A 26,920-nucleotide genomic window follows, 5' to 3' on the forward strand; every position below is an offset into this window, starting at 1 on the left:
ACGGTGTGCCGGCGGCCGGTCGCCCGCGCGTTCAGCGGTCCTGGTGCGGTGAGACGCTGAACGTCGCGTGCAGCCGGCGGGTGTGGTCCACCTGCCGTACCGGTCCGGTGAGCGTCACCGTCGCCGTCAGCCGCGGCTCGGTGCTGGAGGCGCTGAGCCGCAGCTCCAGCTCACCGGGCTCGACGATGCGCCGCCCGCCGCGGCCGGTGAAGGACGCGAGATCGGCGGGCACAGTGACGCGGACCCGGCTCGCCTCTCCGGGGGCGAGAGGCACCCGTGCGTATCCGACCAGGCGCTGGACCGGCTGCACGACCGACGCGACGGGGTCGTGCAGATAGAGCTGCACGACCTCGGTGCCCTCGCGGTCCCCGGTGTTGCGGACGGTGAAGGCCAGCTCCACGGCGCCGTCCGTCGCGGCCTGCGCATCCTCCACGAGGAGGTCGGACCACTCGAAGGTGGTGTACGTCAGGCCGTGCCCGAACCCGTAGGCCGGGGTGGGATCCGTGTTGGACACGTCGCTGAGCTGGCCCAGCGGGGCCGCCAGGTAGGTGGACGGCTGGACTCCGGGCCGACCCGGGATGCTGACGGGGAGCCGGCCGGCCGGGGTGACCCGTCCGCTGAGCACACCGGCGATGGCCGCGGTGCCCTCCTCGCCGGGGAAAAAGGACTGGACGATGGCCGCGGACTCCTCCACGGCGCGACCGAGCGCGTACGGCCGTCCGGCCAGCAGCGTCACGACCACCGGCGTGCCGGTGTCGAGGAGCGTGTCGAGCAGCTGCTGCTGTACGCCGGGCAGCACCAGGGACTCCGTGTCGCAGCCCTCGCCGCTGGTGCCGCGGCCGAACAGCCCGGCCCGGTCGCCGAGCGCGAGGACGACGACGTCGGCGCCGCGCGCCAGCTCGGCGGCCACGGCGAAGCCGCTGGTGTCCGTGCCGTCGACACTCGCGCCGGGCGCCGTGACGATCTCGCTGCCGGGGAACTCGGCCAGAAGCGTCTCGCGAAGCGTCGGAAGCTCGATGCCGACCGGCACCTCGGGGTGGTGGACGCCGACGTGCGCGGGGAAGGAGTAGCAACCCAGGACAGAGTTCGGGATGTCGGCGGTGGGGCCGATGAGGGCGATCCTGGCGGGGCGTGCCAGGGGCAGGGTGCCGTCGTTGCGGAGCAGGACGACGGCCTGTTCCGCGATCTCCCGGGCGATGGCGCGGTTGGCGGCCGAGTCCAGCTCCACCGATCCGCGCAGCGCCTCCGTGTCCGTCAGGTCGGCGCCGGCCAGCGCCTCGGGCACCGGGTTCCAGTCGGGGTCGAGGAGCCCCAGCTCCGCCTTCTGGATGAGCACGCGCCGCAGGGCGCGGTCCACCAGCGCCTCCGGCACCTCCCCTGCGGTGACCGCGTCGAGCAGCGGCTGTCCGAAGGCCTTGACGTTCGGCAGCTCCACGTCCACGCCCGCGGCGAGGGCGGCACCGGCTGCCTCGCCCCAGGTGCCGGCCACGCCATGCAGGGTCTTGAGGAAGGCGACACCGAAGTAGTCGGCAACCACCGTTCCCGTGAAGCCCCAGGTGTCCCGCAGCAGTCCGGTCAGCAGCTGCTCGTCGGCATGGGACGGCACCCCGTCGGTGTCGGTGTAAGCGGCCATGACCGACCGGACGCCGCTCTCCCGTACCGCCATCTCGAACGGCGGGAGCATCACGTCGGCACGCTCCCGGGCACCCATGCCCACCGGCGCCAGGTTGCGGCCGGCCCGGGAGGCCGAGTAGCCGACGAAGTGCTTGAGCGTGGCGACGATCCCGGCGGACTCCAGGCCCTGGATATAAGCGGTGGCGACCGTGCCCACCAGGTAGGGGTCCTCGCCGATCGTCTCCTCGACGCGGCCCCACCGGGCGTCGCGCACGACGTCGAGGACGGGGGCGAGCCCCTGGTGGACACCCACCGAGCGCATGTCACGTCCGATGGCCTCGGCCATGCGCCGGACGAGTGCCGGGTTGAAGGTGGCGCCCCAGGACACCGGTACGGGATACGCGGTGGCGCCCCAGGTCGCGAAGCCCGCGAGGCACTCCTCGTGGGCCAGGGCCGGGATGCCGAACCGGTTCGCCTCGGCGATCCGGCGCTGGCTGCGCAGCAGGGAGAGCGCTCCCAGGGCGGGATCGACCGGAGCCGTGCCGAACGGGCGGGTCAGCTGACCGAGTCCGTGCGGCAGCAGGGCGTCGAGGTCGACCGGTTCCTCCATGTCGTGCTGGTGCGGCGCGACTTCCCCGCCCTCGTCGGACGCTCCGACCCAGACGCTGTACAGCTGCGCGATCTTCTCCGGAAGGGTCATCGCGGCGATGAGCGCATCGGCACGGGTCTCGGCGTCGAGGGAGGGGTCGCTCCACACGGGAGCCTCGGATTCTGTCTCTACGGACACGTTGTCGATCACTTTCCTCCGACGCCCATGAGCCCCTGGACCAGGGTGCGCCGGGCGAACAGGTAGACGAGCAGGACAGGCAGGGTGGACACGACCACGGCCGCCAGCAGTCCGGGGATGTTCATGCCGTACTGCGTCTGGAAGTTGAAGAGGCCCAGGGTGATGACCTTGGTGGATTCGGACTGGGTCAGCACCAGCGGGAAGAGGAAGCCGTTCCATGCCTGGAGTGCGGAGAAGACCATGATGGTCGACAGACCGCCCTTGGACAGCGGAAGCACCAGCTGGAAGAAGACCCGCCAGGTCGGCGCGCCGTCCATGGACATGGCCTCGTACAGGTCCGGGGTGATGTCACGCATGACCCCGGTGAGGATCAGCGCGCACATCGGCAGGGCGAAGGCCGCCGTCGGCAGGATGACGCCGATGAGGTTGTCGTACAGCCCGGCCTGGCTGATGACGTAGAACATCGGCACGATGACGGCCTGCGCGGGGATGGCGAGGCCGAGCAGGAAGAGCCGGAAGACCCCCGTGGTCATCCGGCCGCGGCTCCTGACGATGGCGAACGCCAGCGGCGGCACCAGCAGCAGGACGATGGCGACCACGGACACGGTGACGATCAGCGTGTTGAGGAAGTACTGCCCGAAGCCGCTGGAGAACACGTTGGTGTAGTTGTCCAGCGTGAGGTCGTCGGGAAAGCCCAGCGGACCGTTCTCGGAGTAGTCATCGCGGCTCTGCAGCGTGGCAGCCAGCAGGACGTACAGCGGCAGGGCCACCAGGAACAGCCAGAGCAGCGATCCGAAGCCGGCGAGGTAGTTGGGACGACGCTTCATCACACGCCCTCCATCGTGCTGCGCATCTTGTCGTAGCCCGAGAGGCGCACCATGACGAGCGAGATGATGGTCGCCACGATCACCAGGACGAGGGCGATGGCCGAGCCGAAGCCGAAGTCGAAGCCCTTGAAGGCCTTTTGGTACATGTAGTAGGCGCTGATGGTGGTGTCGGTGCCGGGGCCGCCCTGCGTGAGGATCAGGATGGTGTCGAAGGTCGTGAGGCCGCCGACCACCATGATGATCCCCGAGGTGATCATGGTATTGCGCAGCTGCGGCAGGGTGATGTGGAAGAACTGCCGGAACCTGCCCGCACCGTCGATCTCCGCGGCCTGGTAGAGCACCTTCGGGATCGCCCGGGCCGCGCCCTGGTAGATCAGGGTGTGGAACGGCACGTACTGCCAGGCGCCGACGAAGACCAGCACTCCGATGGCGCTGCTCTGCTCGCCGAGCAGATTGCCGTCTCCGAACAGCCACTTGGCTTGTGCGGGGACTCCGAAGTTCGGGTCGAGGAGAGCACGCCACAGGACGGACACGGCCGTCGCGGACAGCAGCAGCGGGACGAAGAAGATCGCCGACAGGACCGCACGGTTGCGCTGCTGGCCGGCTGCCCAGACTCCCATAAGGATGCTGAGCGGCGTCTGGACGAGCACGCCGAGCACGGTGATCAGCACGCTCAGCCAGAGGCTCTTGACCAGGACCGGGTCGTCGAACAGCTTGGTCCAGTTGTCCATGCCAACGAACTGCGCCGACCCGAGTCCGTTCCAGCTGGTGAAGGACAGCAGGGCGACCAGGACGAGCGGGACGATGGCGAACAGGACGAAGAACACGGCGGCGGGGGCCGCCCAGGCAATGCCCGGGCGGCCCACCTTGGCGGCGGGCCGGCCCGCGGGCCGCCGCCTTTCCACGGTTTTCAAGGTGGTGATGGAGGTCATCTCGGTAGTCCGGCTCACGAGGTCGGCAGGGCCTGCATGGCCTTGATGAACCCGTCCGCGTCGAGCTGCCCGTTGAAGAACTGCTGGATGGCGGTGTGCATCGCGTCGGCCGCGGACTGCGGGTACGCCTGGTCCCACGACAGCTGGAACGACGGGGCCTTCTTGACCAGGTCGTACTGGAACTTCGCGTACTCCGGGCTGGCGGAGGTGTCCAGGAACTTCTCGGTGTTGGTGGTCGTGGGCAGGTTGCCGATGCCCAGCTGCGCCTTCACGAACTTGTCGGAGTACTGCAGCTTCAGGAACTCGGCGACGGCCTCCGGGTGCTTCGTCTTCTTCAGCACCGAGTAGAAGTTGTTGGTGTTGCCGACGACGTTGGCCTGGTCACCCTTGCCGCCCTCGATGGTGGGGAAGGTCGTGTAACCGAGGCCGTTCTTGGCGAACTCGGGGTTGTCGGTCTGGTGCTGGGAGTACTCCCACGAGCCCATCAGCTCGAACGCTGCCTTGCCCTTTGCCAGCAGCGTCACGGAGCCTTGGTCGGTGTACTTGACCGAGTCGAAGTTCTTGCCGAACGCGCCGGTGTCGACCAGCTCCTTGAGCATCGACAGCGCCTTCTTGCTGTCGGCGCTGGCCCAGGCCTCCTTGTCGCCGTTGAGCGCCTTCTCGAACAGCTCAGGCCCCGCGACGCGGTCGTAGACGTACTCGAACCACATCAGAGTCGGCCACTTGTCGCCACCGCCGAGGGCGATGGGGGTCTCCACACCCTTGTCCTTCAGGGTCTTGACCACGTCCAGCAGCTCGTCCCAGGTCTTGGGCGGCTCGGCACCCGCGTCCTTGAGCACGTTCCCGTTGTTGAACAGCACGACCGGCTGGGTGCCGCGCATGGGCACGCCGTAGGACTTGCCGTCGACCACGGCGGCGTTGAACACGGACGGCAGGAAGTTGGACTTCAGGCCCGGGTCCTTGGCGATGAAGTCGTCGAGCGGCAGAAGCAGGCCCGCGTCGACGAACGGCTTGATGCTGCCGCCGCCCCAGTTGAAGAAGACGTCGGGGGCCTGGTCCGTGTTGATGATCGTCTGCAGCTTCTGCTGGTAGTTCGCACCGGGGATGGTGTCCAGAACCGCCTTGACCTTCGAGGTCTTGTTGAACTCCGCGACGATCTGCTTCTCCACCTTGTTGGCGGAGTCACCGTAGACCAGGACGTGGATCTTGCCGTCGCCCCCGCCGCCGGCCGAGTCCTCCGAGCCGCCACACGCCGACAGCGTGAAGCCGAGCGCGAGTGCTGCGCTGGCGGCGACGGCGCGTGGGAGCCATGCCCGCTTCTTCATCGAAGCCCCTCCGAAAATTATCGTGCCCAACACCGAAATATGTTGTGCGCGGTGCGACCGTAGGCGGCCCCTCAAAGTGGGTCAACCCTCTTTCGGGGGGTTACCGAAGCGTTACCGGTCTGTCGTATGCTGCCGCCCATGCGCGATGACGACGAGACGGGGCGCGTCACCCTTGCCCAGGTTGCCGAAAAGGCGGGCGTCTCCATTTCGACAGTTTCGAAGGTCCTCAACGGCCGCCAGGACGTCTCGCCGCCGACCCGGGTCAAGGTCGAGCGGCTGCTGGAGACCCATGGCTACCGGCGGGCCCCGAAGTCCGCGGGTGAGGCCCCGCTCATCGAGATCGTCTTCCACGAGCTGGACAGCATCTGGGCCATGGAGCTGATCCGGGGTGTGGAGAACGTTGCGGTGGCGAACGACGCGAGCGTGGTGCTGACCGAGAGCGGCACCCGGCATGCGCCGACGTCCGACTGGATCGAGAAGGTGCTGCGGCGCCGCCCGCTCGGCGTGATCCTCGTGTTCTCGTCCCTGCCGCTGGAGTTCAAGCAGCAACTGCGGTCCCGCGCCATACCGTTCGTCATCATCGACCCGGCCGGCGACCCGGAACCGGACGTGCCCTCCGTCGGCTCGGCCAACTGGTCCGGCGGATTGGCCGCGACCCGTCATCTGATCGAGAACGGACACCGGCGCATCGGGATCATCACCGGGCCCGAGGACATGATGTGCTCGCTCGCCCGGCTCGACGGCTTCCGGTCCGCCATGAGCATGGCCGGACTGGACATCGACCCGGAACTCATCCGCTTCGGCGACTTCCACGTCGAGGGCGGCTATTCCCGGGCGATGGAGCTGCTGCAGCGCCCGGACCGGCCCACCGCCATCTTCGCGGGCAGCGACCTGCAGGCCCTCGGCGTACTGGAAGCGGCGCGCGTCAACGGGCTGCGTATTCCGCACGATCTGTCGGTCGTCGGGTACGACGACGTCCCGCTCGCCCAGTGGACCAGCCCGGCGCTGACCACCGTCCACCAGCCGCTGAAGAAGATGGCCGAGGAGGCGGCGCAGATGCTGCTGCGACTCAGGGCCGGCGAACCCACCATCACACGCCTGGAACTGGCCACCAGCCTGGTCGTCAGGAAGAGCACGGCCCCTCCCCCGCGCTCCTGATCCCCAGTCGTCCGCAGCGATCGGAGCCCGTCAACTGCAGGCGGGGCCGCAGACGTGGCCCACGACGAAGCGGGCGCGGTGATCGGGGATCACCGCGCCGCGCGTCATCTGCTGTTCATCGGAGGGCGTGCGTCAGGAAGCGGTGCACGCACCGATGATCGGTGCCGACGTGTTGCCGTTCGTCATGACGGTGAACCCGAAGCTCGTCGACGCTCCGGCCGCCAGGCTGCCGTTGCCGTTCGGCTTCATGGTCATCACGTTGCCACTGGTGTCCCACGTGGGGGTGCCGTTCCAGGTCGCGGAGACCTTCTGCGGCGAGGTCACCGTGACGGTCACGGTCCAGTCGGTGATCGCGGAGCTGCCCGCGGTGATCGTCACCTTGCCGTTGAAGCGGTCGCTCCACTCCTCGGCCTTGCTGTAGGTGGCGGTGCAGGTGGCGCCGCTGCCGCCGCCGGAGCTGGAACCGCCGAGTGCGGTGAGAACGGAGGTGTAGGCCGCCTTCTTGGTGTAGTTGCTGTCGAAGAGCAGGGGCGTGCCGCTGCTGCGCCAGGAGTACTTGTCGGTGATGCCCCACACGGTGATGCCGGTGCAGCGCGAGACGGCCAGGCAGGCCTTCACCACGTTGCTGTAGCTGGTGGCCTGCGACGTTCCGGACCCTTCGATGTCCAGCTCGGTGATCTGCACGTCGACGCCGAGGTCCGCGAAGCGCTGCAGGTTCGCCTGGAAGTCGGACGGCACCGGCGAGGCGCTGTTGAAGTGCGACTGGAGGCCGACGCAGTCGATCGGCACACCGCGCGCCTTGAAGTCCTTGACCATGTTGTAGACGGCGGTGCTCTTCGCGTTGACGCCTTCGATGTTGTAGTCGTTGTAGCAGAGCTTGGCGCTGGAGTCGGCGGCGCGTGCGGTGCGGAACGCCTCCTCGATGTAGCCGTCACCGAGCTTGTCCTGGAACGGCGAGCTGCGCCGGGCACCGCTGCTGCCGTCCTGGAACGCCTCGTTGACCACATCCCAGGAGTGGATCTTGCCCGCGTAGTGCTGCATCACCTTGGTGATGTGGTTGTTCATCGCCGAACGCAGGTCGGTGGCGCCGAGGTTGCTCACCCAGCTCGGCAGCTGGGAGTACCACACCAGCGTGTGGCCCCGCACCTTCATGCCCTTGCTCTGCGCGTGGCTGACGATCTGGTCGGCCGAGGTGTAGGTGAACGAGTTCTGCGTGGGCTCCACGGCGTCCCACTTCATCTCGTTCTCGGGCGTGACCGAGTTGAACTCGGTGTTCAGCGTGGAGACGTACTGCGACTCGCCCAGGTGACTCGCGGCGACAGCGGTGCCGAAGTACCGGCCCTTCTCGGCCGCCGCGGCGCCCAGCGTGCTCGCGGCGCCGGCACTGCCCGCCAGGGTGACGACACCGGCCGCGGCAAGGAGGCCGGCCACGCCCAGGGCGACCGCCCTCCGGGCCCGGGACGGTCGTGTCGCGCGCGCGGGTTCGCGACCATGGGTTGAGATGGTCATGTCAACCTCTTCTTTTCGAGTTCCGGGCGGACAGGGCACGCCGCCCGGACGTTGCGGAGTGGCGCCATGCGGGGAGTCGTATCGGGGGCATGGCGAACCCATGACACGGGAGCCGCATGGCGAGAGGTGGAACGAACGGTGGCGAGTGTGGCAGCCACCCCCTGCAACGTCAACGCCAAGTTTCAGAAATATTTCGCACCGGAATCACGTCTGACTGTGCTGGGCGCTTGCAGCTTTGACCAGGACAAACACGGCTTCGATAGAGTCGGAGCGGCCTGGAGACTCGATGTCACCGGGTCTCGCCCAGCGGAGGGTTACGGCAATTCCGCGAAACACTTGACGCAGAGTCACCGAAACATGTCTTCGCATACGAAGGTGGGTCGCACCACGCGCGATGCCGGCGGACGACTTCGGGCGTCGACTCGAAGCCTTCGCCCTCATCTGTCCCACTCTGAGGCGTGCACCCGCACTCGAAACGTTTCGAGATCCGTGCGATTCAGGCGTGTAAGACGGGCGGGTGTCAGGTGTTCAGACGCGGGCCGTCCAGATTCCGGCGCAGGAATTCCCCGACGGTGTCCCAGGTCGGGTCGGCAGCTCGATCCCCGGTGGCCCGGCCGCCCCGGGAGGAGACGCTGAACGCGTCCTGCTTGGTGCGGGGATCGGTCAGGAAGTCGTTCCACGGGCCGTGGCCGGCGTGCGGCAGAGAGATCATCGTGACGTCCCGGCCCGCCTCGGCGAGCGCCGAATAGAGCGCTCGGCCCTGACCGTAGGGCACGATTCGGTCCGCCTGGCCGTGCAGGATCAGGAAGGGCGGAGCCTCCTGGTGGACGTGGGTGACGGGGCTGGCCTGCTTGGCCAGTTCGGGACGTTCCTGCAGTGGGCCGCCGAGCAGCCGGGACTCGGGCGAGGCCGGGTCGTTGTGGCCGTAGGGCCCGCCGGGGAAAACGGTGAACTCCTCGAGGGCACCCGGCGGCATCTGCTCGTCCATGCGCAGCAGATCGGTCGGCGGATAGAAGGACACGGCGGCCCGCACATGACCGGTGACCCCCGGCGCACCGACGGTGAGGGCGGCCATGGCGGCGAGCCAGCCGCCGGACGAATCCCCCATGATCGCAAACCGCTCCGGATCGAGGCCGTACCGCTCGGCATGGGCGTGCAGATGGCGTATCGCCGCCGTGACGTCGTCCAGCTGGGCGGGGAAGCGCGCCTGCGCGCTGGAGCGGACGGAGACGCCCGCGACCGCGAAGCCGCGCGGCACGAGGTGCGCGGCCACCAGGCCGGCGGTGCTCCGGCCGTTGTCGGCGAGCCAGCCCGAACCCTGGCTCCAGATCACCAGCGGCCACGGACCCTTGCGTGGTCCAGCGGCGTCGTCGTCCTCCACCTCGCCGACCCGGCTCGCCTCAGGGACATACACGTCGAGCAGATTTCCCTGACCGACCGCGAAGCCGGAGCAGTAGGCGATGTCCTTGAGCTCAGGCATCGTCGGCACCGTCCGTTGTCGCGGGGAGAGCGCTCGGCACCCCGGACGCGACGCGAGCGGCCGGGTCGGGGCGGCCCGGAACCGGCTGACGACCACGGACTCTACCTCCGGCCCGCCAGACAGAGGGCGGCGGATGTCATCCTTGAGCCTCCGGTGATCTGTTCCGGTTCTTTCGGAAGTGACCCGAAAGGGCGGGCTACGATACCCCTGAGGGTATACGCGAGGGAGTGGCTGTGGAGTTGCAGTTCGAGGGCGGGGAGCTGAAGGCCGTACTGAACCGGCTGCGCCGGGCTCAGGGCCAGATCTCCGGTGTCATCCGGATGATCGAGGAGGGACGCGACTGCGAGGACGTCATCACGCAGCTCGCCGCAGCCTCGCGGGCCCTCGACCGGGCGGGCTTCGCGATCATCGCCACGGGCCTGCAGCAGTGCCTGACCGACGTCGAGAACGGCGCGAAGAACGGCGAGAGCACCGAGCAGATGCGCGCCCGGCTGGAGAAGCTGTTCCTGTCGCTCGCCTGAGGCGGCCCCGGGACCCTAGAGAGCGGCCCCGGGATGGATGCAGTGCGAGTCCTGAGAGTGCGACTGCGCTGCGTGTTCAGGTGAATCCGGTGCGCGCTGCCGGAGGTTCGAGACATGAGTGACGGGCCCCGGCTCAGGAGAGTCCGGGACCCGTCGCGGTGCCCTTAGTGACCGCCGCCTCCGTGGCCGCCGCCGCCTCCGTGGCCGCCGCCGCCACCGTGACCGCCGCCACCACCGTGACCGCCACCGCCGTGACCGCCACCGCCGTGACCGCCACCATCGTGGCCGCCACCGTTATGGCCGCCACCGTTATGGCCGCCGTAGCCGCCGTCATGGCCATTCCCATAGCCGTGGTGGTCCGAGCGGCCGTAGCCGTGGTCGTCATCGTCGTTGTAGTTGCTCCAGTAGCCGCGCCCGTTGTCGTGATCGCGGTCGTGGCCACGTCCGTTGTCGTGGTCGGAGTAACCCGAATCGTGATGCGAACCCGAGTCAGCGGCGCTGGCGACGCCGGCACCGGTGAACGCCAGGACGACCGCAGCGAACAGCGCAGCGGCCAGGCGCCCGAACCTGGACAGGATTGCACTCATGATGCTTTGCCTCTCAGGGGAAATGGATTGTCGCTGATCCCGGAACATCCAGGTCCAGCCGCATCCGGCCCTCAACCGGGGGACCCGACGCGTGGGAAACGCTCACGGCCCTGTCCGACACCCCGCCCAACAACGCGCCACCTGATGCACGACTGTGGACGTGTGGCTCGACGCCGGACCCTCGCGGCTCGCCAACGTTTGCGGCAGGCCGTACTTCCGCGACGCCATCCCTCCGACCGGACCGCGGCACGCGGTCACGGCGCCGACCGGTCTTCGAGACCCCGTGCGGCCTTGAAATCAAGCCCATCGAATCGCCTCGTGTCCTCACGCTAGGCAGATAACCGGCAAAACGTCAACTACTGGAGAAATCGCCCAAAAAAGGGGCTGTTGCGCACTGCGCGAATCCGCGTCAGATTCTCCCGCTGCGCCCTGATTGAGAAGGTTTCTTTGCATTGATACCTTCTCGTCATGCACGAGACTCAGCGGCGCGAAGTCTCGGACGCCAAGGCGCTCAAGGGACTCGCCCATCCCCTCCGGCAGCAGATGCTCACGCGGCTGCAGCGCAATGGCCCGGCCACCTCCGCCGACCTGGCCGCCGAGCTCGGTGCGGACCGCGGTGCCACCAGCTATCACCTGCGCCAACTCGCCCGGTTCGGCTTCATTCAGGAGGACACCGCGCGCTCGACCGGTCGCCGCAAGTACTGGCGCGCCGTACCGGAAGACGTCCGGCTCCCCCACCTCGCGGCCGACACCGAGGCCGAGACCACAGCCCAGGAAATCGGGCATCAGTGCTGGGAGCGCGCCGAACGCGACCTGGCCGCCTTCCTGAGCACCCCCGCCTCCTTCGGTGAGTTCGGCGTCGCCGCCCTCCACTCGCTGGGCGGCACCACGCTGACCGCCGAGGAACTGGCCCGGTTCACCGAGGAGTACATCGCGTTTCTCACTCGCTGGCACCGCGAACCCGATCAGGCGTCACCCGGCAGCCGGCACATCACCGTACTGTTCAACGCGTTCCCGACGCCCGACGACAGTGAACGGCACGGGTCGACTCCGCCGCGCCCTAGCGCCACCGGCGATGCACGTCAGCCCCCGTGAGGCATCGGCTGTGCCGGAACTGTACAAGCGTCAGATCACGCTGCGCTGGCAACTACCGTCCTCTTCGGTCGAGTTGGTGCCGTACCAATGGTGGGGGCAACACCTCCTGGTAGCGGACCAGTTGGCGGTACGCGTCACATATTCGGAGGCTCTATGGGCGGTTTCGGCGGTCGTTCGGTCACGGTGACCTGGGCGGGACGCAGCAGGTGATCGCCGACGCGGTAGCCGGGTCGGTGGACGGCAGCGCAGGTGGGCCGGTCGACCCGTTCCGAGTGGTCGTAGGAGACGGCCTCATGCAGGGCGGGGTCGAACATCTCGCCCTCCCGCCCGAACGACTCCAGACCGAGCGCGGCCAGCTGGTGCTCGAGCGCATCGATGACGAGCCGGAAGCCACCCGTCACTTCGCCGGCCTCGTCGGCGTGCTGGACCGCGTCGAGTACGGGCAGGAGCCCGGCGAGCACGTTGGCCACGGCGATCTCGCGGACCGCCAGGCGGTCGCGTTGCACACGCTTGCGATAGTTGTCGTACTCGGCCTTCAGTCGCTGCACGTCCGCGGTGCGTTCCTTCAGCTGTGCACGCAGCGCCTCGGTCTCCGACCGCTCCGTCCCCTTCGTCTGTTCCCTCTGCTGCGTCCGCCCGCTCGGCTGCGCCTGCGCAGCGCCGCCGGGCCGGTCGGCCGCAGGCCGATTCCGGTCAGGGGTCTCGGGTCCGCCCTTGAGGCCGGGGGCGGCGGGGGACCCCGGTTCGGCGGACTCGCCGCCATCCCTGAACCGGGGCTGAAGGGTGACCTGATCGGTTCGCCGCTTGTCCCGGACGAGCACCAACCGGTCCTTGGGCTGGTGATCGTGGGGCTGGTTCATCCCGTGCCTCCCTTCGAATGCTGTTCGTCATCGACGATCTCGGCGTCGACGACGTCTTCCTCCGCGCCTGTCGCTCCGGTGCCGGATGCCCCGCCCTGAGCCTCGGACGCCTGGGACTGGGCCGCCTGCGACTGGGCCGCCTGGGCCTGGGCGTACATGGCGCTGCCGATCTTCTGGGCTGCCGCCGCCGCCTTCTCGGTGGCCGTCCGGATGGCGGCGGTGTCCTCGCCCTTGAGCTGCTCCTTCAGCTCGGCCAGCGCGGTCTCCGTCTCGGTCCTGACGTCGTCCGGGATCTTGCCCGGGTTGTCCCTGATCAGCCGCTCGGTCTGGTAGACGAGCTGTTCGGCCTGGTTGCGGGTCTCGGCGGCCTCCCGCCTGCGGCGGTCGTCCTCGGCGTGCTGCTCGGCCTCCCGGACCATGCGGTCGATGTCGTCCTTCGGCAGCGCGGAGCCACCGGTGACGGTCATCTTCTGTTCCCTTCCGGTACCCAGATCCTTGGCCGACACATGCATGATGCCGTTGGCGTCGATGTCGAAGGCGACCTCGATCTGCGGAACTCCGCGCGGGGCCGGCGGCAGACCGGTCAGCTCGAACATGCCGAGCTTCTTGTTGTACGCCGCGATGTCCCGTTCGCCCTGGAACACCTGGATCTGCACGGACGGCTGGTTGTCCTCGGCCGTCGTGAAGATCTCCGACCGCTTGGTCGGGATGGTCGTGTTCCGCTCGATGAGCTTGGTCATGATGCCGCCCTTGGTCTCGATACCGAGCGACAGCGGCGTGACGTCGAGCAGCAGGACGTCCTTGACCTCACCCTTCAGCACACCGGCCTGCAGCGCGGCGCCAACGGCCACGACCTCGTCCGGGTTGACGCCCTTGTGCGGATCCTTGCCGGTGAGCTCGCGCACCAGGTCCGTCACGGCCGGCATCCGGGTCGAACCACCCACCAGGATCACGTAGTTGATGTCCGAGAGCTTGATCCCGGCGTCCTTGACGGCGTTGTGGAACGGCGTCTTGCAGCGCTCGAGCAGATCGGCGGTCAGCTGCTGGAACTGGGCGCGCGTGAGCTTCTCGTCCAGGTGCAGCGGGCCCTCTGCCGAGGCGCTGATATAGGGCAGGTTGACGGTGGTCTCGGTCGCCGCGGACAGCTCGATCTTCGCCTTCTCGGCAGCCTCGCGCAGGCGCTGGACGGCCATCTTGTCCTTGAACAGGTCCACGCCGTAGTTGTTCTTGAACTGCTTGGCCAGGTGCTCGACGATCCGCTGGTCCCAGTCGTCGCCACCGAGGTGTGTGTCGCCGTTGGTGGCCTTGACCTCGACCACTCCCTCGCCGATCTCGAGGAGCGACACGTCGAACGTGCCGCCGCCCAGGTCGAAGACGAGGATCGTCTGGTCGCTCTCCTTGTCCAGACCGTAGGCGAGCGCGGCCGCGGTCGGCTCGTTGATGATCCTCAGCACCTTCAGACCGGCGATCTCGCCTGCCTCCTTGGTGGCGGTGCGCTGGGCGTCGTTGAAGTACGCGGGGACGGTGATGACCGCGTCCGTCACGTCCTCGCCCAGGTACGCCTCCGCGTCGCGCTTGAGCTTCTGCAGCACCCGGGCCGAGATCTCCTGAGCGGTGTACCTCTTGCCGTCGATGTCGCCCGTGTCCGGGAAGCGCCAGTGCGCGTCGCCCATGTGGCGCTTCACCGAGCGGGCGGTGCGATCCACGTTCGTGACCGCCTGGCGCTTGGCGATCTCGCCGACCAGCACGTCGCCGCCCTTCGCGAAGCCCACGACCGACGGCGTGGTCCTGGCGCCCTCGGTGTTGGTGATGACGGTGGGCTCACCGCCCTCCAGCACGCTCACCACGGAGTTGGTCGTCCCAAGGTCGATACCGACTGCCCGTGCCATGTCAGATCTCCCTCCTCCACTCACACCTGCGGCAGCAGACACTTTTCAACACCGTGGTAAATCCTGAGTCGCCTCAAGTCAAGAATCCTTAGCGGAAACCTGTTTGCGGCGATGGGGACCGCGGGTGAACAGGACAGATGGGCGACTGGCGGCCCGCCGTCCCGGCCCGCACCCGGCGGAGCGTGTACGGACGTCGCACGGGTACCCGAGTGGCGACATGCCCATGTGAACCGTCGTCCCTGCGGGCGGCCCGCCCGGGGCCGCGGTGGCCGCTGCAGGAGGAGTGCCGTGGAGTGGTTCACCGACGCGGACTACTGGCTGGGCAGGCTCGGCTTTCAGCGCGGCCTGGCGGCCCTGTACTTCGTGGGGTTCCTCAGCACGGTCAACCAGTTCCGGGCGCTCATCGGTGAGCGCGGACTGCTCCCCGTCCCGCGATTCGTGGCCGGCGTTCGCTTCCGGCAATCGCCCAGCATCTTCCATCTCCACTACTCGGACCGCTTCTTCGCGCTGGTCGCCTGGACGGGCGTGGCCCTCTCCGCCGCACTGGCCGCGGGGGCGGCCGACCGCGTTCCCCTGTGGGCGTGCATGCTGATGTGGGCGGCCCTGTGGGTCATGTACCTGTCGATCGTCAATGTCGGGCAGACCTGGTACGCGTACATGTGGGAGTCGCTGCTGCTCGAGGCCGGTTTCCTGGCGATCTTTCTGGGCAACGAGCGAACGGCGCCGCCGGTCCTGGTGCTGTGGCTCCTGCGCTGGCTGCTGTTCCGGCTGGAGTTCGGTGCCGGGCTCATCAAGATCCGTGGCGACCCGTGCTGGCGTGATCTGACCTGCCTCTACTACCACCACGAGACCCAGCCGATGCCCGGTCCGCTCAGCTGGTTCTTCCACCGCCTGCCCAGGCCGGTGCACCGGGTGGAGGTCGCGGCCAACCACGTCGCGCAGCTCGGCGCTCCCGTCGCGCTGCTCACCCCGCAGCCGGTCGCGAGTGTGGCGGCCGGGGTCATCATCGTCACGCAGCTGTGGCTCGTCGCGTCCGGCAACTTCGCCTGGCTGAACTGGCTGACCATCGTGCTCGCGCTGCCCGCGATCGACGGAGCAGAGGCCGCGAAGGTCCTGCCGCTGCCCGGTCCTCCGGCCTTCCCCGCCACCCCGGCGTGGTACGAGGGCGTGGTGCTCGCCGTCACCGTACTGGTGGCCGTGCTCAGCTACTGGCCGGTGCGCAACCTGCTCTCGCGCCGCCAGATGATGAACTTCTCCTTCAACCCGCTCCACCTCGTCAACACCTACGGCGCCTTCGGCAGCATCAGCCGGGTCCGCTACGAGGTCGTGGTAGAGGGCACGGACGAGCCGGAGATCACCGACAGCACCGTGTGGAGGGAGTACCGCTTCAAGGGCAAGCCGGTCGACGTGCGCCGGCTGCCGCCGCTGGTGGCCCCGTACCACCTGCGGCTCGACTGGCAGATGTGGTTCGCCGCGATCTCACCCATCTACGCCCTGTCCTGGTTCGCGCCGTTCATCGGGCGGCTTCTCGACAACGACCGGGCCACCCTCAAGCTCCTGCGCGGCAATCCCTTCCCCGCCGCGCCGCCCACCTACGTCCGCGCCCAGCTCTACGGCTACCGCTTCACCGACCGGCACGACCTGCGAAAGAGCCGCGCCTGGTGGGACCGCACTCTGGTGGGCACCTACCTTCCGCCCGTGGCCAAGGAGCCCTGAGGACCGAGCGCCTTCCCCACTGCTCGTCCACGCGCGGCACCCCGGCGCGAACCCCGTGAGGAGGCCGCCGGTGAGCGTTTCGCCGAGGCGGTGTCCGCCTACGGCACGCTCCGCGGCCCCGTCCTGCGGGAGGCGCACGACGCAGAGCACGGTTCCGCTGCCGCGAGCACGTGGCAGTCGGTCATACGGTGGTGAGGAGGAGAGCTTCACTGCCCGTCGGGCCCGGCGCCAGGAGGTGTCAGAGGTGGCACGACTGCAGGTCGAGGGCGACGAGCTGGTGCTGCACCTGTCGGCGGCGGAACGGCTCGGCGCACGTCGGCGCGATATACGGGTGCCGTTGGCCGCCGTCGAGGACGTCGCCGTCACACGCGACTGGTGGCGCGCGCTGCGCGGGGAGCCCGAGACGGCCGTGTGGCTGCCGGGGACCTGCTTCGTCGGAGTGCGCAGGCACCCCCACGGACGTGACTTCGCCGCCATGCGGATGCCCAGACCGGTGGTGAGCGTGGACCTGCGGCCGCCGTCGCCCTTCGCGCGACTCGTGGTCTCGGACCCGGAACCCGAGGCCGCGGCTTCGGCCATCCGTACCGCCGCGCTGGACCGGAAGGCCACCGCGCAGCCGTCATAGGCCCTGACGCGACCTGGGCGTGGCCGGCCTCAGTCGACCGGCCACGTGTGGACGGGTGCGTTGAGATGCATGTAGTCGATGTACTGCTGCGTCATGCGCCGCAGCGCTTCGTGGTGGCCGACGTGGGACGAGTCGTCGATACGGTGGTACGTCTCCTTCTGCCACACCGCGCCGTTGCGCCCGGTGACGCACCGTTGCTCGATGATGCCCAGCAGCGGCTCCCGCCAGGCCGCGTCCATTCCCGAGAGCTCCAGCCCCCGGTGCGCGAGCGGCAGCAGACGCCTCAGAACGAGTTCGGACACCGGCACTTCGCCCATTCCGGGCCAGTACAGCCGGGCGTCGATGCCGTTCCGCGCCGCCGTGTGGAAGTTTTCCTCCGCAGCCGAGAACGACATGCGTGACCAGACCGGTCGGTCCTCCTCCACCAGGGCTCGGGTGAGCCCGTAGTAGAAGGCGCCGTTGGAGAGGGTGTCAGCGACCGTCGGGCCCGCGGGGAGCACGCGGTTCTCCACCCGCAGATGCGGTTTGTCGTGCGCGACGGCATAGACCGGGCGGTTCCAGCGGTAGATCGTGCCGTTGTGCAGGGTGAGTTCGGACAGCTCGGGGATGTCCCCACGCTCCAGGGTCTCCTTGGGGGGCTGATCGTCGCAGATGGGCAGCAGCGCCGGGAAGTAGCGCACGTTCTCCTCAAAGAGGTCGAAGACGCTGGTGATCCACCGCTCTCCGAACCACACCCGGGGCCGCACACCCTGCACCTTGATCTCCTGCGGGCGGGTGTCGGTGGCCTGCTCGAACAGCGTGATGCGGGTTTCGTCCCACAGTTCCTTTTCGAACAGGAACGGCGAGTTGGCGGCCAGCGCCACCTGGACCCCCGCGATGGCCTGCGCCGCGTTCCAGTAGTCGGCGAACTCCTCCGGGGACACCTGCAGGTGGAACTGGGTGCTGGTGCACGCGGCCTCGGGGGTGATGGTGTCCGCGTAGGTCCGCAGCCGGTCCGTACCGTCGATCTCGATCCGCAGATCCTCGCCACGGGCGGCGAACACCTGCTCGTTCAGCAGCCGGTAGCGGGGGTTCTCCGACAGCGCCGCCTCGCCGACGTCCGACTGGCGCAGGGTGGGCAGGATGCCGACCATGATCATATATGCGCCGACCGTCGCGGCGCGTTCGTCGGCGTGGTCGAGGGCGCCGCGGATCTCGGCCTCCCACGCGTCGGGCCCGCCGGCCGTCAGACGCCGCGGCGGAATGTTGATCTCCAGGTTGAACCGGCCCAGCTCGGTGGACCAGGCGGGGTCCGCGATGGCCTCGAGCACATCCCTGTTGCGCATCGCCGGCTCGGCATGGTCATCCACCAGGTTGAGCTCGATCTCCAAGCCGACCTGTGGCCGCTCGGACTCGAAGCGTGACTCGCGCAGCATCTGTGCGAACGCGTCGAGGCAGTCCTGCATCTTGATCCGGTACCGGCGGCGGTCCTCACGCGTGAACACCAGCGCCGGGACGTCCCGTCCCATCGGCCCTCCCGAGTCTCCTCGGCGGACACGTCACTACCAGACCAGAATCCCACCCGCGGGCAGCACTGACGAGGCGAAGCCGCCGTCCCTCTGCCCGCGGACAGCAGCCGGCGGGGAAGGCGGACGCGCGTAGCGGACGGCACCCGAGGCCCTCTAGCGGGGCGGCGCGGTGGTGCGCATCATAGGGGTGCTTGTACTGCACAGCATCCTCCCTGCTCTCCTGCGCATCTCCCTTCACAGGACCGTTGCGCAGTTGTCGTTTGTCATGGGCGCGCCAAAAGCGCGCCTCTTCGGAAGGGGACGCACCATGGCTTGCGGAACGACCAGCCTGTGGGCCGGCGAGACCAGCTGGTTCTGTTGTGGGAACGCCTGGGGCCCGTGCAGCAGCGCGGGCGGCGGCGCCTGCGGAACCTGCAGGTCCGCCTCGTACCACGGCGCCTGGCCCAACGCATCGCAGGCGTGCTGGGACATCACCCGGCCCGACCTGTGTGGCGAGAACATCCCCCGGCGCGGCTGCGGCTCGGTCATGAACGTCAGACACCAGTGCTCGGGCGCCACCGTGTGCATCACCATCACCGACTGCGGCCCGCGCACCAAGTCCTGGTGCGGCGAGGCAACCTGCTGCAACGGCGTGTGCCGCACCAACCGCGTGCTGGACCTCACGCCCGCGGCTTTCTCGGCCATCGGCAACCTCAGCTCCGGCATGCTGCCGGTCTACATCTACGAGTGAGGGGGAACCAGGACATGACCGCTCACCAGGCCATACCCGGCGGTGTCGGCCGCCGGCGCTTCCTCACCAACGCCGTCGTCGGCGGCGCCACCATCGTCGGCGCGACCGCGCTCGGCGGCATCGACGCCGACGCCGCCTTCGCCGCGCCCCAGCCCTCTCTCGACCCGGCGTTCGCCAAGTCCTCCTTCGTGGAGGGTCGGATCGTGCGCATCGACGGGGGCATGCTGCACGTCCTGGGGTCCCACGGCGACCGGGCCCGCGTACAGCTGACCAACGCCACCAGCATCTGGAAGGTGGAGCCCACCACCGCTGATGCGATCGAAGCCGGCGACGGTCTCTACGCGCGTGGAGTCCCGATGCCCGACGGCACCGTCGCCGCTGACGCGGTGTGGGTGAACATCGTGAACATGGCCACGACCATCCGCGGCATCGGGAAAAGCCGGCTGCACTTCTCCCACGGCAACCACGAAGTCGTCGGCAACGTCGTCCCGTCCGCCACCAGCGCCTCGTACGCCGGCCGGGCACTCACCTCCGACCTCTCCCAGCTCCGCATCGGACAGCACGCCCAGGTCCTGGGCGCGTGGCGGCCGTCCGACGACTCCGTCGACGTCGTGCGCATCTCCGTCGGGCACTGAGGGGGCAGGGGGAGAGATGGAGTCACTCACATCAGGTCTGGTCCCTGCGCTTGTGCCGCTGGTACTGGCCGGGCTGCTCGGATGGACCGGCGCGGTCAAGCTCTTCGGCCGCGGCACCGTCCGGCAGGCGCCCAAGACCGCGCTCGCCCGCATGCTGCGCAGCAGCGAACGGACGGTGCTCGCACTGCGCACCGTGGGGGCGGCCGAGCTGATCGTCGCCGCCGGATTGTTCGTACTGCCCGCGCTTTTGGGGGCGGGGGCGACGGCCGCGGCTGCACCGGGAGTTGCGGCGGCCGCCCTCGGAGCCGGCTTCCTCGGCTACCTCGCCCGGGCCCGGGCGACCGCCCCCGAGTCGTCCTGCGGCTGCTCGGCGAGCGACGACGCCCCGATCACCTGGCGCGCCTTCGCCCGTGCGGCAGCGGTGCTGGCAGGAGGGGCGGTGTCGGCGGCCGGCGCTCTCGGCGTGGCCGGGACGGCTGGAGGCAGTACGGATGCGGATGGTGTGGTGCGGCCCTGGTGGGCCGTGATTCAGGAACAGCCGTTCGCCTCACTGGGCTTCCTGCTGCTGTCCTCAGCAGTGCTGGTGGGGCTCTCGGCGGACCTCGACCGGTGGTGGCGGCTGCCGCTGCGCCGGTTCCGGCTGCGCCTGTTCGGCCATCCGTTCAACTCCGGCGCGGCGGACGGCTCCGCGGTCCCGGTCGCGGCGACGGTCGAGCTCCTGGAGCGTTCGCTCGCCTGGCAGGCCACCTCGCCCGTCGTACGGTCCGGCCTTGTGGACCACTGGGACGAGGACGGCTGGCGCGTCCTGCAGTTCACCGGCGTGTACGAGGAGGGCGAGGCGGCCCGGCCGGTCGCCGTGCTCTTCGCGCTCGACGCGTCGGCGAGCACGGACACGACGGTCGAGCCGGCCGTCCGGGTCGCCGTCGTCGACGCCGACACCGGCGAGGCGGTGGCCGCCGAACTCCTCTCGCCCGTGGTCCGCACCGGCCTGCCACTCGCCGGCTGACGGCTGTTGTTCGCCGGCGCCCACTGTGGGCGTCGGCGAACGGCCCAGGTGCGCGAGCACACTCATGGTCGCGCAGATGCACACCCTGGGATCGGTGCACCGGCAACCAGACCGGCACCGACCAGCCCGGCACCAACCAGAGCGGCTCAGCACAACGGAACCGGCGACCAGCCGGGGACCGACGAGAAGCCAGCCGTCAGCTCCGACGGGCCCGGCGCTGCTACGCGGGTCGGGGAGCGGCCCGGGCGTCGCTACTGGTGAAGCGGGTCGGGGGCAAGGGTGATGGTCATCCACGGCACGGCGACTTCACGGAAGCTCTGCCCGACAGGCTCAAGGCCGCTCTGCTCGGCGAGGCTGAAGGTCGTCACCATGATCATTTCCGAGCCGTCGGCGACGGAGACGAGGTGGGTCCCGCAGCGCGGGCAGAAGCCGCGGTGCAGTGTCGGGCCTGTTGACTGAACTAATTCATGAGTCTTCGCAGCTCAGGTTGGGTGTCTGCTAGCTTCCCGACGTGCTTGATGAGCAACGCCCGGAAGGGATCTGAGGGACTTCGTCCTGCCCGAGTTGGGCCGGCTACTGGAGACGGGAGACCCCTGGGAGCCGTACAGGGTGCTGGATCCGGTCGGGAGACCGGTGGAGCCCACCGTGCTGTACCTCAAGGAGCTGATGGCGAGGACTTGCCCTCCGGGCTGCTCATGCTCATCTGCGGAGACGTCATCCGTCCCGGCCTGCCGTGGATGCTCACCCGCACACACCGGTATCTCGCCTCCGTGATGGCCGAGATCCGAGACCCGGACGGGTTCGCGCGCCTGCACCAACTCGCCGCGGAAGGACCGGCCAGCTCACGCAAGGACGCCCAGATCGCCGCCACACGGATCGCCACCATCCTGGCTTGCAAGGGTGGAAGGATCGCCGACATCACGGTCGGCGACTGCGTGGAACTCGTCGACACCCAGCGACGGGTGCACGCCCGCGGCGGACAAAAGAAGGTCGACTTCTACCTACGGCTGCGGGACCTTGGGAACTTCCCCGAGGATGCCCCGGCCACAATCCGAGCCTTCGGGCTCGCCCTGGGCCAGCTGAGTATCGAAGAGCTGGTGGACCGCTACCGGATCCAGTGCCGACCAGTACGCAACCTATCGGTCGACTATCTGCGCGAACGCCAGCCGTCGCTGGACTTCGCCAGCCTGGACGCGATCTCACGCACACTCGCCGGCCTGTTCTGGGCCCGGATCGAAGCCCTGGCCCCGGGCATCGACACGCTACGACTGCCGCCGGCAGTGGCCCGCGCCTGGAAGGAGGACCTGAAGGTCAAGAAGCGCATGGTCACCGGCCCCGACGGCAAGAGTGTCGAGGTCGCCAGCCCGCGCCTCAATGCCAAGGACGAGCTCATGCGCGTCCGCGCCCTCTACCTCGACATCGCGCAATGGGCCGCCGAGGAACCAGCCCGCTGGGGTCCATGGGCCGTGCCCTGCCCGATCAGCGACGACGAGATCCACAAGGCGAAGGAACGCAAGCGGCGAAAAGCCCGGATGGACCAGCGCACCCACGAGCGACTGCCCGTCCTGCCCATCCTGATCAGCACCGCCGACCGGCGGCGCCGCGCGGCCGCCGACCTGCTCCAGGCGGCACGCAACACCGAGCCCGGGACTGTCATTATCCCGCCGGAACGATCGAGGCCCACCGGGCGTTCATCGCCCGCCGTCGATCCGCCCGCCCCAGCGAGGAGTACCGGATCCCGACTGAAGAAGAGTGGGACGCCTTCCTCGCCCACTTCGAGAAACGGAAGGTGTCCATCGGCACCTGCGCACGCGCCTTCGGGACCCCATGCATTCATGAGCACGCTTGCGTCAGATGCTCGCTCCTCCGACCTGACCCGGCCCAACGGGCACGGCTTGCCGAGATCCGCGACAACTTGATCGCCCGAATCGCCGAAGCCGAGACGGAAGGCTGGCTCGGCGAGGTCGAAGGTCTCCAGGTCAGCCTGGCTGGCGCCGAGGAGAAGCTCCGCCAGCTCGATCGGGGCCACGGGCAGCATACGGCCGTTGACCTTGGCATCCCCACCACGCGTGGTGATCGATGAACCCATGAAGGTGGGCTGCCGCATGGCCCTCAACCAAGATCGAGAACAAGTTCAAAGAACCGTGTATCAAACGCCTTTCAGAACACGATCAAGTGCCGCCCGGCCTGCAGGTCCCCAGTTCGGCTTGCCGCCGGGAAGGCCCCGATCTCCGTTCTGCCCCATGAGCATCAGGAAGAGGCTCTTCATAGCGGCCAGCCCGCGGGCGCGCCGGATCGCCGCCTCGTCTGCATGCGCGTACATGTCGAAGAACCGTGAGGCCGTGCCCGCGGGTAGCAGCACCCATGCGGCGGCAAGGTCCCACGCCGGATCGCCGGCGAACATGGCACCGAAGTCGACGATGCCCGAGAGCGTTCCGTCCGAGACGACGACGTTCGCGGGATGGAGGTCGCCGTGCACCCACACCGGCGGGCCCTCCCACGCGTGGGCCGCAACGGCGTCGTCCCAGACGGCCCGGACGTCGGCAGCGATGTCGTCGGGGGCAACGGCCTGGAAGAAGTTCTCGAAGCCGTCCGTGCAGTTCCGGGGATGGGCACCGCGGTCCGTAGCGATCGGCGCCTCGGCGGGCGCCTCCACATGGAGTGCACGGAGGAAACCCGCCAGCGTGTCGGCCGTGTGGGCGCCGCGGCTGATCGAGCCGTGGTCCAGCGGCTCGCCGGGAACCCACGTCATCACGGTCCAGTGCTTGGGGAAGCGCTCGGACGGTTCGCCGAACCGCACCGGGGTCGGCACCGGGAGCGGCAGGCGCGGGGCCAGCACGGGTAGCCACCGCCGCTCCTTGAGCTGGAGCTCCGGGGTGGGGTCCATGCGCTGCATGCGCACGGCCAACTCGTCCCCGAGGCGCCACATTTGGTTGCCCCAGCCGCCCGCCACCTCGCGGATGGCCAGCCCTGCAAGGTCTGGATGTTGCTCCTGCAGCAGGTCGCGGACCAGGTCTGCGGTGATCTCGATCTCGGTGTCGGTCATGCGAAGTCACAGTACTGAGGCGGCAGGCGGAGCGGCTCTCGCTCTCCGGAATGTCTCGCCGTGATTCCTCTGGCATCACCAATTCGGTTTCAGAGAGCTGCAGATCAGAGGCTTTGGGACGGAACGGCCCCAAAGTTCAGAGAAGCCTGTGTCCGTTGTCCCGTCCTCATCGTTCACGCGACGGAACGTCCGCGGCTCGTTGATCCGCGACAACCTCCTCGCGCGCATCCTGGAAGCCGAACGCGAAGGTTGGCTCGGCGAGCTCGAAGGCTTGCAGAGCAGCCTGGCCCACGCCGAGGAGAAGCTCGCCCAACTCGACGCGCAGATCTCCCGGCAGCAGGAGTCCGTCGACCTGGGAATTCCCACCTTCCGGGAGATCGTTGCTCGCACCACTGCGGTGGCCGCACCGCCGGAGCCTTCGTGACCTGGGCAGTTATCACCTCCGGCGATGCTCAGTGGACGCCGGCACCGATCGAAACCGATCGGCCAGAACGCGGCGCTGCAATCGTCATCCGACAAGACTCGCCCGATTCCCAACCGGCTAGACGCATTCCGATATAGGAATATGATGCTGCCATGGCACGAGCAGCGACGACATCGGACGCGTTCAACGCGATCGCCGAGCCGCAGCGCCGGGACATCCTGGCGCTGCTGCGGGCGGGTGAGCGGCCGGTGACCGACCTGGCCCAGGAGCTGGGGATGAGCCAGCCGCGGGCGTCCAAGCACCTGCGGGTGCTCCGGGAGGTGGGGCTGGTGCGGGTCCGCGGGGCGGGCAAGCAGCGCCTCTACGGCCTGGACGCCCGCGGGCTGCGGCCGGTCCACGAGTGGGTCGGCGGATTCGAGCGGTTCTGGAACGAGAGTTTCGACCGGCTGGACACCTACGTGCAGGACCTCAAGCAGACACGGCAGGAGGAATGACCGATGGCAGGGGCAAGGCAAGAAACGCGGGCGGAGCCGGCGACGGCCGACCGGGAGATCGTGATCTCCCGGGTCATCGACGCCCCGCGGGAGCTGGTGTTCGAGGCGTTCACCGAGGTCCGGCACCTGTCGCGGTGGTGGGGTCCGGAGGGGTTCACCACCACCACGCGGTCCTTCGAGTTCCGCGAGGGCGGGGAGTGGGACTTCGTGCTGCACGGGCCGGACGGGACCGACTACTCCGAGTGGATCCGCTGGCTGCGGATCGCCCCGCCGGAGCGGATCGCGCTGCTGCACGGTGAGTCCCGAGACGACCCGAACGCCTTCGAGTCGGTCCTGACCTTCGCGCCGGACGGCGCGGCGACCCGGATCGTGATGCGCACGGTGTTCCCCACCAAGGAACTGCGCGACGAGGCGGTCGAGAAGTACCACGCGATCGAGGGCGGCCAGCAGACCCTGAGCAGCCTGGCGGCCTACGTCACCGACCTCGCGCGGAAGGGGGCGGAGGGCTGATGGCCGGGAAGGTGTTCTTCAGCGTGTCGATGTCGCTGGACGGCTTCATCGCGCCCGAGTCCGTGCCCGTTGAAGACGAGCTCTTCGCGCCCGATAAGCAGGACGACCCGGACGTTCAGCGCTGGATGGCGCAGTGGGCGGAGCTGCAGCAGTGGCTGTTCCCGCTGCGGTTCATCCGGGAGAACCTGAAGCTGGGCGAGGGCGGCGAGGAGGGCCGCGACAACGACGTAGCGCGGGAGACGTTCGAGCGCACCGGCGCGAGCGTCATGGGCAAGCGCATGTTCGACCTCGGCGAGCAGTCATGGCCGGAGGAGGCGCCCTTCCACACCCCGGTCTTCGTCGTGACGCACACCAAGCGTGACCCGTGGGAGCGGCCCGGCGGCACCACGTTCCACTTCGTCAACGACGGCATCGAGCACGCCCTCGACCAGGCCCGCGAGGCCGCCGGCGACCGCGACGTCCGCATCGCCGGCGGCGGCGCGACGATCCTGGAGCACCTGAACGCCGGCCTGGTCGACGAGTTCTCGATCGCGCTGTCACCGGTGCTTTTCGGCGCCGGCACCCGCCTGTTCGACGGCGTGGACGCGTCCAGGGTCGCGCTGGAGCCGGTCCGTTCGGAGCCGTCGTCGCGGGTGACGCACCTGACCTACGCCGTGCACCCACGGTAGCCGCGCCACCACTCCACCCTAGCCACCCGAGCACCCACGGCGCACACGCTTGAATCAGCAGGCCACCACGGCCAACTGCGAATAGCCGCTTAGACGAGCTTCATCCACGCGGATGATCAACACCACCCCGACCCAGGCCACGAGCCACGCTCTACGGGCGGCGGGCCAGCAAGTGGGCGTCGAGGAAGCCCCGCTCGGACGCTGGGTCGTGGAGCAACCGAGCCACTGTGACGAGTCCGGCCCCGGCCAGCAACTCGGCAAACTGCTCCGCCGGCCAGCTATAGGCGGGCGCCACCTTGTGGTCGAAGCGGACCGGCTCCGGCCCCTCGGTCCCGAAGAAGGACACCAGGAGCAGGCCCCCTGGTGCCAGGACACGCACCTGCTCAGCGAGCAGCGCGGGCAATTCTCCAGGTGGGGTGTGGATCATCGAGTAGTGGGCCAGCACTCCGCCGAGCGCGCCGTCCTCGACCGGCAGGTCCTCCATTCGCGCTTCGTCGAACCGCAGCGCCGGATGGGCCCGCCGAGCGTGGTCGACCATGGCCGGGGAGAGGTCGAGCCCGAAGGCGTCCAGCCCCAAGTCGTGCAGCATGGCCGTCAGATGACCGGGTCCGCACCCGACGTCGGCTGCCCGCAGGTTCCCCATTCCACGCACGAGCTCGGCGAAGGTGCCGATCATGTTCCGCGCGAACGGCTGCGTCTCCAACTGATTAGCGAACATCGACGCATACAGCTCGACGACCCCGTCGTAGGCCGCCCTGGTCTCGTCCTGGTGTTTTAACACGGGAAGGAAACTAACACCCGCGCCACTCGCAGCCGTTCTCCGGCCCCAGACCGGCCCTTTCCCTCGGGACTGATCGTCCCGTCACCTGATCACGGGACGGGTGTGTCCAGCCAGTGGTGTAACTCGGTTGTCGGGTTCTAGCGGCGGGCGGCCGAGAGCCGTCCGTCGAAGGTGATGTCGAACGCCTGCAGCG

Annotated in this window: 26 protein-coding genes and 1 pseudogene; 14 read left to right on the top strand and 13 right to left on the bottom strand. The window is 68.8% G+C overall.

Annotated features, from left to right (window positions below):
* Positions 1-31: 31 nt before the first annotated feature.
* From ABT009_RS43555 to ABT009_RS43570, 4 genes are read right to left on the bottom strand one after another with little or no spacing between them, the layout of a single operon-like run.
* Positions 32-2,401, bottom strand: a complete 2,370-nt coding sequence (locus tag ABT009_RS43555; RefSeq protein WP_502990078.1) for a beta-xylosidase/alpha-l-arabinosidase — start codon at positions 2,399-2,401, stop codon at positions 32-34.
* Between the two features lie 8 nt (positions 2,402-2,409).
* Positions 2,410-3,228, bottom strand: coding sequence for a carbohydrate ABC transporter permease (locus tag ABT009_RS43560; RefSeq protein WP_351307706.1), 819 nt, complete (start codon positions 3,226-3,228; stop codon positions 2,410-2,412).
* A complete protein-coding gene (locus ABT009_RS43565) occupies positions 3,228-4,160 on the bottom strand; it encodes a carbohydrate ABC transporter permease (protein WP_351307709.1) in 933 nt (310 codons plus the stop codon). Before ABT009_RS43565 ends, ABT009_RS43560 begins: the two co-directional genes overlap by 1 nt.
* A gap of 14 nt (positions 4,161-4,174) precedes the next feature.
* A complete protein-coding gene (locus tag ABT009_RS43570) occupies positions 4,175-5,485 on the bottom strand; it encodes an ABC transporter substrate-binding protein (RefSeq protein ID WP_351307712.1) in 1,311 nt (436 codons plus the stop codon).
* A 126-nt stretch (positions 5,486-5,611) separates the two neighbouring features.
* Between ABT009_RS43570 and ABT009_RS43575 the strand changes: the two genes are divergently transcribed.
* A complete protein-coding gene (locus ABT009_RS43575) occupies positions 5,612-6,643 on the top strand; it encodes a LacI family DNA-binding transcriptional regulator (protein ID WP_351307714.1) in 1,032 nt (343 codons plus the stop codon).
* Positions 6,644-6,775: 132 nt separating this feature from the next.
* Here ABT009_RS43575 and ABT009_RS43580 read toward each other — a convergent pair whose 3' ends face one another.
* Both ABT009_RS43580 and ABT009_RS43585 read right to left on the bottom strand, forming a co-directional pair.
* Positions 6,776-8,152 (bottom strand): glycoside hydrolase family 10 protein, encoded by a 1,377-nt coding sequence (locus ABT009_RS43580; protein ID WP_351307717.1) that lies wholly within the window; start codon positions 8,150-8,152, stop codon positions 6,776-6,778.
* A gap of 520 nt (positions 8,153-8,672) precedes the next feature.
* Entirely contained in the window at positions 8,673-9,632 is a 960-nt protein-coding gene (locus tag ABT009_RS43585; protein ID WP_351307720.1) for an alpha/beta hydrolase fold domain-containing protein, read from the bottom strand.
* Positions 9,633-9,865: 233 nt separating this feature from the next.
* On the opposite strand from ABT009_RS43585, the gene ABT009_RS43590 reads away from it, so the two are divergent.
* Positions 9,866-10,153 carry a metal-sensitive transcriptional regulator gene (locus ABT009_RS43590; protein ID WP_351307723.1) on the top strand — a complete coding sequence of 96 codons (288 nt, stop codon included), beginning with the start codon at positions 9,866-9,868 and terminating at the stop codon, positions 10,151-10,153.
* Positions 10,154-10,317: 164 nt separating this feature from the next.
* Here ABT009_RS43590 and ABT009_RS43595 read toward each other — a convergent pair whose 3' ends face one another.
* Positions 10,318-10,740 carry a hypothetical protein gene (locus ABT009_RS43595; protein WP_351307726.1) on the bottom strand — a complete coding sequence of 141 codons (423 nt, stop codon included), beginning with the start codon at positions 10,738-10,740 and terminating at the stop codon, positions 10,318-10,320.
* A gap of 468 nt (positions 10,741-11,208) precedes the next feature.
* Here ABT009_RS43595 and ABT009_RS43600 point away from each other — a divergent pair, with 468 nt between their 5' ends.
* Positions 11,209-11,835, top strand: coding sequence for a helix-turn-helix domain-containing protein (locus ABT009_RS43600; protein WP_351307728.1), 627 nt, complete (start codon positions 11,209-11,211; stop codon positions 11,833-11,835).
* A gap of 134 nt (positions 11,836-11,969) precedes the next feature.
* Here the strand turns inward: ABT009_RS43600 and grpE are convergent, their stop codons facing one another.
* Both grpE and dnaK read right to left on the bottom strand, forming a co-directional pair.
* Positions 11,970-12,695 carry a nucleotide exchange factor GrpE gene (gene grpE, locus ABT009_RS43605; RefSeq protein WP_351307731.1) on the bottom strand — a complete coding sequence of 242 codons (726 nt, stop codon included), beginning with the start codon at positions 12,693-12,695 and terminating at the stop codon, positions 11,970-11,972.
* Positions 12,692-14,584: a molecular chaperone DnaK gene (dnaK, locus tag ABT009_RS43610; RefSeq protein ID WP_351307734.1), complete on the bottom strand. Its 1,893-nt coding sequence runs from the start codon at positions 14,582-14,584 to the stop codon at positions 12,692-12,694. The genes grpE and dnaK overlap by 4 nt, the downstream gene beginning before the upstream one ends.
* A gap of 288 nt (positions 14,585-14,872) precedes the next feature.
* On the opposite strand from dnaK, the gene ABT009_RS43615 reads away from it, so the two are divergent.
* Both ABT009_RS43615 and ABT009_RS43620 read left to right on the top strand, forming a co-directional pair.
* Entirely contained in the window at positions 14,873-16,300 is a 1,428-nt protein-coding gene (locus ABT009_RS43615; RefSeq protein WP_351307737.1) for a lipase maturation factor family protein, read from the top strand.
* A 244-nt stretch (positions 16,301-16,544) separates the two neighbouring features.
* The gene (locus ABT009_RS43620; RefSeq protein ID WP_351307740.1) at positions 16,545-16,925 is read left to right on the top strand and encodes a hypothetical protein; all 381 of its coding nucleotides are present in this window, start codon (positions 16,545-16,547) and stop codon (positions 16,923-16,925) included.
* 29 nt (positions 16,926-16,954) lie between these two features.
* On the opposite strand, the gene ABT009_RS43625 is transcribed toward ABT009_RS43620, so the two are convergent.
* On the bottom strand, positions 16,955-18,433 hold the full coding sequence (locus ABT009_RS43625) for a glutamate-cysteine ligase family protein (protein WP_351307743.1): 1,479 nt from the start codon (positions 18,431-18,433) through the stop codon (positions 16,955-16,957).
* Between the two features lie 307 nt (positions 18,434-18,740).
* On the opposite strand from ABT009_RS43625, the gene ABT009_RS43630 reads away from it, so the two are divergent.
* Genes ABT009_RS43630 through ABT009_RS43640 form a run of 3 tightly spaced genes read left to right on the top strand, consistent with a single transcriptional unit; the run spans position 18,741 to position 20,804 of the window.
* On the top strand, positions 18,741-19,163 hold the full coding sequence (locus tag ABT009_RS43630) for an RlpA-like double-psi beta-barrel domain-containing protein (RefSeq protein ID WP_351307746.1): 423 nt from the start codon (positions 18,741-18,743) through the stop codon (positions 19,161-19,163).
* A gap of 14 nt (positions 19,164-19,177) precedes the next feature.
* A complete protein-coding gene (locus tag ABT009_RS43635) occupies positions 19,178-19,798 on the top strand; it encodes a cell wall protein (protein ID WP_351307749.1) in 621 nt (206 codons plus the stop codon).
* A 16-nt stretch (positions 19,799-19,814) separates the two neighbouring features.
* Positions 19,815-20,804 carry a MauE/DoxX family redox-associated membrane protein gene (locus ABT009_RS43640; protein ID WP_351307752.1) on the top strand — a complete coding sequence of 330 codons (990 nt, stop codon included), beginning with the start codon at positions 19,815-19,817 and terminating at the stop codon, positions 20,802-20,804.
* A gap of 251 nt (positions 20,805-21,055) precedes the next feature.
* On the opposite strand, the pseudogene ABT009_RS43645 reads toward ABT009_RS43640, so the two are convergent.
* A pseudogene (locus ABT009_RS43645) lies at positions 21,056-21,265 on the bottom strand (GFA family protein); the annotation flags it as partial.
* A 309-nt stretch (positions 21,266-21,574) separates the two neighbouring features.
* Here ABT009_RS43645 and ABT009_RS43650 point away from each other — a divergent pair.
* Positions 21,575-22,723, top strand: a complete 1,149-nt coding sequence (locus ABT009_RS43650) for a hypothetical protein (protein WP_351307755.1) — start codon at positions 21,575-21,577, stop codon at positions 22,721-22,723.
* Positions 22,720-22,887: a hypothetical protein gene (locus ABT009_RS43655; RefSeq protein ID WP_351307758.1), complete on the top strand. Its 168-nt coding sequence runs from the start codon at positions 22,720-22,722 to the stop codon at positions 22,885-22,887. Before ABT009_RS43650 ends, ABT009_RS43655 begins: the two co-directional genes overlap by 4 nt.
* Positions 22,888-22,953: 66 nt before the next feature.
* On the opposite strand, the gene ABT009_RS43660 is transcribed toward ABT009_RS43655, so the two are convergent.
* A complete protein-coding gene (locus ABT009_RS43660; protein ID WP_351307761.1) occupies positions 22,954-23,850 on the bottom strand; it encodes an aminoglycoside phosphotransferase family protein in 897 nt (298 codons plus the stop codon).
* Between the two features lie 199 nt (positions 23,851-24,049).
* Between ABT009_RS43660 and ABT009_RS43665 the strand changes: the two genes are divergently transcribed.
* From ABT009_RS43665 to ABT009_RS43680, 4 genes are all read left to right on the top strand, one after another.
* A complete protein-coding gene (locus ABT009_RS43665; protein ID WP_351307764.1) occupies positions 24,050-24,274 on the top strand; it encodes a hypothetical protein in 225 nt (74 codons plus the stop codon).
* 152 nt (positions 24,275-24,426) lie between these two features.
* Positions 24,427-24,768, top strand: coding sequence for an ArsR/SmtB family transcription factor (locus ABT009_RS43670; protein ID WP_351307766.1), 342 nt, complete (start codon positions 24,427-24,429; stop codon positions 24,766-24,768).
* 3 nt (positions 24,769-24,771) lie between these two features.
* Positions 24,772-25,278, top strand: coding sequence for an SRPBCC family protein (locus ABT009_RS43675; RefSeq protein WP_351307769.1), 507 nt, complete (start codon positions 24,772-24,774; stop codon positions 25,276-25,278).
* A complete protein-coding gene (locus ABT009_RS43680) occupies positions 25,278-25,946 on the top strand; it encodes a dihydrofolate reductase family protein (RefSeq protein WP_351307771.1) in 669 nt (222 codons plus the stop codon). The genes ABT009_RS43675 and ABT009_RS43680 overlap by 1 nt, the downstream gene beginning before the upstream one ends.
* Positions 25,947-26,097: 151 nt before the next feature.
* Here ABT009_RS43680 and ABT009_RS43685 read toward each other — a convergent pair whose 3' ends face one another.
* Positions 26,098-26,727: a class I SAM-dependent methyltransferase gene (locus tag ABT009_RS43685; RefSeq protein ID WP_351307774.1), complete on the bottom strand. Its 630-nt coding sequence runs from the start codon at positions 26,725-26,727 to the stop codon at positions 26,098-26,100.
* Positions 26,728-26,920 lie beyond the last annotated feature (193 nt).

It is taken from the genome of Streptomyces sp. NPDC002896, from assembly GCF_040295225.1.
Classification (GTDB): Bacteria; Actinomycetota; Actinomycetes; order Streptomycetales; family Streptomycetaceae; genus Streptomyces.